This window comes from Actinomycetota bacterium (assembly GCA_005774595.1).
Taxonomy (GTDB): Bacteria; Actinomycetota; Coriobacteriia; order Anaerosomatales; family D1FN1-002; genus D1FN1-002.
The window spans coordinates 1-1,765 of sequence record VAUM01000360.1 but is presented as its reverse complement, the minus strand read 5'-3'; the positions used below and the strand labels follow the sequence as shown (position 1 = coordinate 1,765).

Annotated in this window: 2 protein-coding genes; both read right to left on the bottom strand. The window is 71.2% G+C overall.

The window, feature by feature from the left end:
• Positions 1-167: 167 nt before the first annotated feature.
• A complete protein-coding gene (gene recA / locus FDZ70_10090; protein TLM67833.1) occupies positions 168-1,214 on the bottom strand; it encodes a recombinase RecA in 1,047 nt (348 codons plus the stop codon).
• 76 nt (positions 1,215-1,290) lie between these two features.
• Positions 1,291-1,765 (bottom strand): RNA 2',3'-cyclic phosphodiesterase (gene thpR / locus FDZ70_10085; protein TLM67832.1); only part of this gene is annotated, 475 nt, incomplete at its 5' end.

Here is a 1,765-nt window from a genome sequence, read left to right as displayed (position 1 = left end):
TCGTCACGCCGCGCCGCGGGTCGCCCTCCGCGAGGCGGATCTCGTCGAGGGCGTCGCGGGACGTGGTTCGCCACGGCTCGCCGTCGATGTCGATGCGGCGGATGCGCGACCCGCGGCGCGGCGTGACGATGGCGGTGACCATGGGGCGAGTCCCGGCCAGAAGGCGCCTACTCGACCGGCGCCGGCTCCGCATCGTCAGGCGCGGTCACGGGCACGGCGCCGGGGACGGGCACGCCGAGCGACTCGCGGATCTTGACCTCGATCTCGTCGCGCAGCTCGCCGTGCTCGCGGAGGAAGTCCTTCGCGGCCTCTCGGCCCTGCCCGAGGCGCTCCTGGCCGTAGGTGTACCAGGCGCCCGACTTGCCGACGATGCCCTCCTCCACGCCGAGGTCGAGGATGGAGCCTTCCTTGGAGATGCCCTGGCCGTACATGATGTCGAACTCGGCCTGCTGGAACGGCGGCGCGACCTTGTTCTTGACGATCTTGGCGCGGACGCGGTTGCCGACGACGTCGGTCCCGACCTTGATCGAGTCGATGCGCCGCACGTCGATGCGCACGGACGCGTAGAACTTCAGCGCGCGGCCGCCGGAGGTCGTTTCGGGGCTGCCGAACATGACGCCGACCTTCTCGCGCAGCTGGTTGATGAAGATGCAGGTCGTGTTGGACTTGGAGAGCGAGCCGGCGAGCTTGCGCATGGCCTGACTCATGAGGCGTGCCTGGAGGCCGACGGTCACGTCGCCCATCTCGCCCTCGAGCTCGGCGCGTGGGACGAGCGCGGCGACCGAGTCGACGACGATGACGTCGATGGCGCCGGAGCGCACGAGCATGTCGGTGATCTCGAGGGCCTGCTCACCGGTGTCCGGCTGCGAGATGAGGATGTCGTCCACATCGACGCCGAGGCGCGCGGCGTACGATGGGTCGAGCGCGTGCTCGGCGTCGATGAACGCGGCGACGCCTCCCATGCGCTGGGCCTCGGCGATGATCTGCAGCGCGAGCGTGGTCTTGCCCGACGACTCGGGGCCGAAAACCTCGACGACCCGCCCGCGGGGGACGCCGCCGATGCCGAGCGCCGCGTCGATGGCCAGCGAGCCGGTGGGGATCGCGGCGATGCGCCCGATGTCGTGCTCGCCGAGGCGCATGAGCGACCCCTTGCCGTACTTCTTCTCGATCTGCTCGCGGGTGACTTCGAGGATCCGGTCCCTGTCGGCCTGCATGCTCTTTTCCGCTCCTTCTCACACGCGGGGGCCCTGAGGAGGCACACCTGCACCGTATACGAACACCTGTTCGATGTCAAGCACGGCCGAGCGGCATGCGGGCGACTTCCTCGTAGACCGCGCCCTGACGCGTGAGCGTGCTCGAGAAGAGCGTGACATGCGCCACTGACATCGGCTGCGCGGTCGCCTTGACCTGCGCGTTCGCTGCGGCAAGGGCATCGCCGGGCACCGGGCGCCGCCCGCGGGCGCGCACCAGTGTGACGTGCGGCCGGAACGGCTTGGGGTCGTCGTGGCGGCACCACGGGGCGGCGGCCGACGAGACTGCCGACGCGAGCGCAGAGGCCGCTCCGTCCGGGTCGGCGAACACCCCCCAGACCATGCGCGCCGAGCGCGCGGAGGGCACCGCCTTGACGGCGGCAGGCGCGATAGTGAACGGCTCGCGGCCCGCGGCCGCCTCGCCGACGGCGGCGGCGAGCGCGTCGAGGTCCTCGGCAGGCACGTCGCCGAGGAACCGCAGGGTGACGTGGAGATCGCCCGGCGCGACCCACTTC